The sequence below is a fragment of the Marinomonas sp. ATLA20 genome (genome assembly GCF_057180105.1).
The window spans coordinates 1-622 of record NZ_JBXUKU010000035.1; the positions used below are offsets into that span (position 1 = coordinate 1).

The window sequence follows — 622 nt, forward strand, 5'->3', positions numbered from 1 at the left end:
CCTGTGGCGGTGTAAATGACCGTACTAGTGTCGGCGTTCTCATCCACACTGCCAGTCGCACCGGAAGTGATCACAGGTGTGTTGTCGTTCAGGTCGTTGACGCTAACCGTCACCGCTTTCGAACTGCTCAGGCTGCCCGAGTTAAAGTTACCCGCACCGTTATCGGTGGCCACAACATTGAAACTATAGCTCGCTTTGGTTTCATAATCCGCCGACGCTTTCAGCGTCACAACACCGGTGGTGTCATCGATATCCAATAACGCCGCATCATCGCCTGTTAGGCTGTAACGCAGGGTATTATTAGCTGCCGTACCGTCCGCGTCGGTCGCGGTCGCAGTGTAGATCACCGTACTGGTATCAGCATTTTCATCTACAGAGCCTGTCGCACTTGACGTGACCACTGGCGTGTTGTCGTTCAAGTCGTTGACGCTGACTGTCACCGCTTTCGAACTGCTCAGGCTGCCCGAATTAAAGTTACCCGCACCGTTATCGGTGGCCACAACGTTGAAGCTGTAGCTCGCTTTGGTTTCATAATCCGCCGACGCTTTCAGCGTCACCACACCGGTGGTGTCATCAATGTCCAGCAACGCCGCATCATCGCCTGTTAGGCTGTAACGCAGGG

Annotated in this window: 1 protein-coding gene; it reads right to left on the reverse strand. The window is 54.3% G+C overall.

Annotated elements, in window-relative coordinates:
- A partial coding sequence (locus AC2A4J_RS20315) for a cadherin repeat domain-containing protein (protein WP_484177291.1) occupies window positions 1-401 on the reverse strand: 401 nt, incomplete at its 3' end.
- Between the last annotated feature and the right edge of the window lie 221 nt (window positions 402-622).